Origin of the sequence: Huijunlia imazamoxiresistens, from assembly GCF_037132455.1 — a bacterium.
In the GTDB taxonomy this organism is placed as follows: domain Bacteria; phylum Bacteroidota; class Bacteroidia; order Chitinophagales; family Chitinophagaceae; genus Flavisolibacter; species Flavisolibacter imazamoxiresistens.
Genome location: NZ_JBBBEI010000061.1, coordinates 1 through 6,064 on the forward strand (window position 1 = coordinate 1; position 6,064 = coordinate 6,064).

Annotated in this window: 4 protein-coding genes; all 4 read left to right on the forward strand. The window is 56.1% G+C overall.

What is annotated here, in order from left to right; translation table 11 throughout:
* The coding region (locus V9K67_RS26615) for a sodium:solute symporter family transporter (protein WP_336728106.1) at positions 1–1,137 on the forward strand (1,137 nt) is incomplete at its 5' end.
* Between the two features lie 227 nt (positions 1,138–1,364).
* Positions 1,365–4,856 carry an alpha-L-rhamnosidase gene (locus V9K67_RS26620; protein ID WP_336728108.1) on the forward strand — a complete coding sequence of 1,164 codons (3,492 nt, stop codon included), beginning with the start codon at positions 1,365–1,367 and terminating at the stop codon, positions 4,854–4,856.
* Between the two features lie 177 nt (positions 4,857–5,033).
* Positions 5,034–5,426 carry a hypothetical protein gene (locus tag V9K67_RS26625; protein WP_336728110.1) on the forward strand — a complete coding sequence of 131 codons (393 nt, stop codon included), beginning with the start codon at positions 5,034–5,036 and terminating at the stop codon, positions 5,424–5,426.
* A 435-nt stretch (positions 5,427–5,861) separates the two neighbouring features.
* Positions 5,862–6,064: hypothetical protein (locus V9K67_RS26630; RefSeq protein ID WP_336728112.1), on the forward strand; the 203-nt coding region annotated here is incomplete at its 3' end.

A 6,064-nucleotide genomic window follows, 5' to 3' on the forward strand; every position in this document is an offset into this window, starting at 1 on the left:
GTAATTGGCTATACGGATGTGATCCAGGTGTTCTTCCTGATCCTGGGAGGTTTGGCTACTACGTATTTAGCCCTCAATCTGGTGGCCGAACACAACGGCCAGAATGGCGTGCTGGCGGGCTTTCATTTATTGCAGGAAAAGGCCGACGACCATTTTCACATGATCCTGGACCAGGGCAATGAGAACTATGCCGACCTGCCCGGCCTGACCGTTTTATTGGGTGGGATGTGGATCGTGAACCTGAACTACTGGGGCTGCAACCAGTACATTACGCAGAGAGCCCTGGGCGCCGACCTGAAAACGGCCCGCGGCGGGATTCTGTTCGCCGCTTTTCTGAAATTGCTGATGCCCCTGATCGTGGTGATTCCCGGCATTGCGGCCTACGTATTATTCAAGCAGGATGTATTCAGTACGCAAATGATGCAGGGAGGGGAGATCAACCCGGATAAAGCCTATCCTGTGCTGCTGAACCTGCTGCCTGCCGGCCTCAAAGGCCTGGCCTTTGCCGCCCTGACTGCTGCGGTGGTCGCTTCGCTGGCCGGCAAGTGCAACTCCATCTCGACCATCTTTACCCTGGATGTCTATAAAAAGAAATTGAATCCCGGAGCGGATGACCAAAAGCTGGTGTGGATCGGCCGTGCCACTGTGGTGGTGGCGATGGTGCTGGCCCTGATGGTAGCGCCCTTTATGGGCATCGACAAAAAGGGGGGCTTCCAGTATATCCAGGAATACACCGGCTTTGTATCACCGGGCATCTTTGCCATGTTTATCCTCGGCTTCTTTTGGAAAAAGGCCACTTCCAACGCCGCCCTCTTTGCCACCATCGGCGGTTTCGTACTGTCGCTGGCGCTCAAGTTCCTGCCGAAAGTGGCCGACCTGTCGGGGCTGTTCTCCAGGGGCTATGCCGTCCGCAATGCCGAAGGCGTTTACGAGATCCCCTTCCTGGACCGCATGGGCATTGTATTCGTACTCTGCCTGGCCGGTATGGGCATCATCAGCATTATCGAACACCTCAATGGACGGGAGCCCAGGGGCCTGGAGGTGGACCGCCGCCTGTTCCGGCCCTCGCCCTCCTTTGCCGCAGGCTCGCTGATCATCTGTGGCATCCTGGCGGCCCTCTACACCATTTATTGGTAGGCAAAGGGAACAAAACGAATTTCCGATGTACATTTCATAACAAGCAAGCATGTCGCCCCTGGTTTCCACCCGGGGCTTTTTTATGATGATCCAGCGGTGGGATGCCCGTCTTTCCGGCGCAGGGAAAATAAGAGACGATTTGCTGAAATTTAGACGGGCAGCGCCTTCGGCATTTCCATGCGAATCATTTTCTTCGCCTGGCGGATACCCCAAAAACGTTTGCCAGAATGATCAATCCTATACGCCTGTTTTTGCTCCTGCTCCTTTTCCCGTTCGTTCTTTTTGCTGCCGATATACAGCTGGTACGGCTGAAGGTGGAATATGCCGAAACGCCCTTGGGTATGGATGTGGCCCGTCCCCGTTTCAGCTGGCAGCTACAGGCCTCCGCCGGCCAGCGCGGAGCCAGGCAAACGGCTTACCAGGTGGTGGTCACGGATATTGGTGGCAAAACCGTTTGGAATTCCGGCAAAAAATCCCAGGGCGTTTCGCTGAACATTCCCTATGCCGGCAGGCCCCTGCAGCCCCGTACCCGCTACCGGTGGACCGTAACCGTATGGGACCAGGACCGCCTGCAGCATACGGCCGCTTCCTGGTTTGAAACAGGGCTGATGAATGAAAATATCACCGCCTGGAGCGGCGCCCGCTGGATCGGCGGGGGAGACGAAGACCTGGTGCTGTATCCCGACTACCTGCCGGTATTCCGGATCTCGGGTTCGGTTCAGTTGGCCGCCGGCAGCACCCGGGCCGGCTTCATTTACGGGGCCAACGACCCCCGGCTGATGGACCGGGATAAAAACCTCTTTCACCTGGAAAATAAAAAGGACAGTTCCTTTATCCTGGTGGAGCTGGACATCGCCCCGCTGGCTTCAGGAGCCCCCGCCCAACTGCACGTCTACCGGGCCGGGTACCGGCCGGGCGATAAAAAAGACAGTCCCTTAAAAAGTTTCCCTGTACCGGCCACCCTTGTCAACGAACGGAACAAATACGAAAAGCATACGATATCCCTTTCTTCCGTCATGGGACATACGCAGTTTTTCATCGACGGGGAGCAGCGGGAGCAGGCCGTCGGCGATATGGGGCTCAACCCTGTGGGCCAGGGCGGCGACTTTATCGCTTTCCCGGTGGTGGGAAGCATCGGCTTCCGCGTACCTGCAGGCCAGGCTGCCACTTTTTCCGGCCTCCGGGTCCGGAATTTCCGCAGCCCGTCGAATGTGTTGTTTTCGGCCCATGCCGATCCCGTACAACTAAAGGCAGGGAATAAGGAAGGGATATTGCTGATCCATCCCCAGCGGAATGCGACGCCGATGCTGCGGACCACCTTTTCCACGGCGGCTTCCGCCATTGCCAGGGCCCGCCTGTATGTGACGGCCCGCGGCATTTACGAGATATACCTGAATGGCAAACGGATCGGGAACGACTATTTTAATCCCGGCGCCACCCAATACAACAAAACCCATTGTTACCAGACCTACGACGTGACCGGTGAGATAGTGCGTGGCAAAAATGCGCTGGGCGCCTTAATGGCCGAAGGCTGGTGGAGCGGGGGCAGCACCTATATGGGCGAGTTCTGGAATTTTTTTGGCGACCGGCAGTCCCTGCTGGCCAAGCTGGTCATCACCTATGCGGACGGAAAAGAAGACGTGGTCGTTACCGACCCTGCCCGCTGGAAGTATTTCAACAACGGCCCGGTCGTCTACGGCAGCTTCTTCCAGGGCGAGGTCTACGACGCTACCAAAGAAGCCCTCGTTAAAAACTGGGCGTCTGCCGCTTATAACGACTCGGCCTGGAAAAGGGCCGTGGAGGTGGACCTCCAAGGGCATATCAGTCTCGATGAACGCAACAAGTCGGTGAACATGCCCCTGGTGGACGACTACAGCGGCCTGTCGCTGACCGGGCAGTTTGGCGATGACGCGGTTCGGAAGGTCAAGGAGCTGGCGGCGGTGGGCGTGGAGGAGGTGCGGCCCGGCGTATTTATCTACGACATGGGCCAGAATATGGCGGGTGTGCCGAAGATCCGCCTGAACGGAAGGACGCCCGGCCAAAAGATCACCCTGCGCTTTGCCGAAGTGAAATACCCCGACCTGCCCGAATACAGGGAGCACAAAGGGATGATCATGCTGGAGAACATCCGGGCGGCTATGGCCCAGGACATCTATATCACAAAAGGCGGCGAAGAAACCATCCATCCCCGGTTTACCTACCACGGCTACCGCTTTGTGGAAATAACCGGCATCGACAGGGCATTGCCGCTGGCAGACGTGAAAGGAGAGGTACTCAGCTCGGTACACCATACAGCGTCGCAGTACGAGACCTCCAATCCGAAAGTCAATAAACTCTGGGAAAACAGCACCTGGTCCACCTATGCCAATTTTCTGTCCCTGCCTACCGATTGCCCGCAGCGCAACGAGCGGCTGGGATGGAGCGGCGATATCTCCGTTTTTGCCCGCACGGCCACCTACCTGGCCACCGTACCCCAGTTCCTGAGAAGGCATATGCGGGCCATGCGGGACGTGCAGCGCGAAGACGGCCGTTTTTCGGACGTGGCGCCCCTGGGCGGCGGCTTTGGCGGCGTGCTCTGGGGCAGCGCCGGCATCACCGTGGCCTGGGAAAGCTTTTTGCAATACGGCGACAAGGACCTGCTGGCGGAGCATTACGGTGCCATGAAACGCTACATCGAATTTATGAAAGGGAACATCGACCCGGCGACGAAGGTGCTGGATGAACAGGACCGCCAAAAATGGTCGAGCCTGGGCGACTGGCTCAGCCCCGAATACGACAAAACGGAAAAGGCCCTGCTCTGGGAAGCCTACTTTATTTACGACCTGGAGCAAATGCAAAAAATCGCCTTGGTGCTCGGGAAGGGGGAGGAGGCGCAGGCCTTTGACCAATTGCGTGCCGAACGGAAAGCGTTTTTCAACCGTACCTATTTCGACACCACTACCGGCAAAACCGTTTTCAGGGGAAAGCCGGTCGATACCCAGGCGTCTTACGCCCTTCCGCTGGCGTTCGGTTTATTCGAGGAACGCAGCCGGCCGAAGGCCGCAAAAAGCTTTGCGGCCACCATTACCCGGGAAAACAAAGCCGATAATGGCGTGGTCTGTCCTCCCTATTCGCTGATGACCGGCTTTATCGGTACGGCCTGGATCTCAAAGGCCCTGTCGGATAATGGCTATTCCGATATCGCGTATCGCCTGCTGCAGCAAACGGCTTATCCCTCCTGGCTGTATTCGGTGGAGCAGGGCGCCACCACCATCTGGGAGCGATTGAACTCGTATACCCATACCAGCGGCTTTGGCGGCAACAACCGGATGAACTCCTTCAACCATTATTCCTTTGGGGCGGTAGGGGCCTGGATGTACGACCATTCCCTGGGCATCCAGCGGGACGAACGCAGTCCCGGTTTCGGGCATTTTATCCTGGCGCCCGAGCCCGATCCCACCGGCAAGATGACCCATGCCAAAGGGCATTATGAATCGATGTACGGGCGTATCGAAAGCGGTTGGGAACGAGTGGGGGCCGGCTGCCGGTTCCGTTTCGCCGTGCCGGCCAACACCACCGCAACGGTCTCTCTTCCGGCCCGGGACGAAAGGTCGGTTACCGAAGGCGGCCTGCCGGCGGCACGCGCCAAAGGCGTTCGTTTTTTGAAAATGGAAGACGGTAAAGCCGTGTACGAAGTGGGGGCAGGTGTATATAATTTCGCTTCCCTGTTGCCCTATTAAAGCGCCGGGAAGCTTTGTGGAAATTCCGGGCCGGACCGGTATGCATATGGAGCTTTTTAGTTATATTGCTGCACGCACCATCTAAAACCAAAACTGCCGTCCGCCATTCCAAACTGTCAGCCCGCTTCATCGCTACTTTTTACTTTTTATCCATACAATCAACACGAACGTACAAAAATGAACAACCAGTCATTGAACTTCCAGGCAGACCTTTTCGCCAGCTATTCCACGCTATTTGTAAAATTTGTCGCCCTGATCATCCTGATCTATGCCCTGGTCATCGTGGTCAATTTTTTCCGGGATAAATACATCAACAAAACGGAAACGGCGCACCGCGAGGATATCCTCGGACTTTTGTCCCTGCTGAACAAGCTCCTGTTCTTTTCCGGTTTCGGGTTTGTCGTGGCCAATATCTTCCAGGTGGTCCTGAACGAGATCACCCGGGATTCCGGCCCCCAAATGAGCTTCCATGGAAAGTGGGATTACCTGACCTTCGGCATCATCCTGATCTTTATGGGCAGCGGGTTAAAATATGGCAAGAAGGTGATCCTGAAAGAAAGGACCGCATAAGCCTAATTGCAGCATCTGCTTTGCATTCGCTTACCGCTTTTATTTGCCTGCGTACCAGATTCTTCGCTACGCTGCCAATGACAAGTAGGGCGAAGCTCTACTTTAAGACTGTCATGCCGAACGCAGTGAGGCATCCCCTCGGGGCACGAAAAGTCTTTTTCTGAGACAGTAAAGCCCTCCTTCGAATAGAGGCAGCTTTTCTATCCCGAGGGGATGCCTCACTGCGTTCGGCATGACAGCCTTAAAGGTTGTCATCAGGCTTAGGATTGTTGCTCCGGTCGGGCAACTTTTTTACGCCTGCAAAGCGGGAAACCTTCTACTATATCAATTTCCCCCCAAATTCAAGGAATATCCCCCCTTTTTACTCACCCTTGGCGGAATACCTTGCACCGAAAAGGATTTCCTGAATTTAAACACAGTAATAAACGGCTTTCCATGAAAAAGAATTTTCTGATCTTATCGCTGCTGGCGGCTACCTGGCTTCCCCCGGCCCGGGCCCAACAGCAGCCGGTGCCGGCTTCACCGGGCACAAAAACCGGCACGTTTGCCGCCGGCAATAAAGAATTTGTCCTCAACGGCAAGCCCTTCGTCATCCGTGCCGCCGAACTGCACTACCCCCGCATTCCCCGCGAATACTG